Genomic DNA, 388 nt, shown 5'->3' with positions numbered 1-388 from the left:
CCGGCCCTGGACGCCGGAGCGACGCGAGGTCCGCGAACTCAAGGCTCTTATTGCTCGCCATGAAGCCCTGCAAGAGGATCTGCAGCGTGAGCTCAATCGCCGCGAAAAGGCCGCGGTCAGCGGCAGCCTGGGCGTGCTGGCTTCCATCGACAACCTAGTGAAGGCGTTGCAACAGGAGGCCGAGCGCGTGCGTCAGGACATCGACGACCACATTGACCGGCACGACGAGCTCAAGCGCGACCGCACATTGCTGCAGAGCATCAGCGGAATCGGCGAGGTGTTGTCACGGCATCTGCTGGCCCTGCTGCACAGCCGTGACTTCGGCAGTGCCCGACAGTGCACCGCCTTCGTCGGCCTGGTGCCGCGCCCTTGGCAATCGGGCAAGACC

The 388-nt window shown here is 65.2% G+C and carries 1 protein-coding gene; it reads left to right on the top strand.

What is annotated here, in order from left to right; all coding sequences use genetic code 11:
• The coding region (locus tag ACYJP6_RS24175; protein WP_459478564.1) for a transposase at window positions 1-388 on the top strand (388 nt) is incomplete at both ends.

This window comes from Pseudomonas sp. No.117 (genome assembly GCF_054558395.1).
This window is presented reverse-complemented; position numbering and strand designations above follow the sequence as displayed.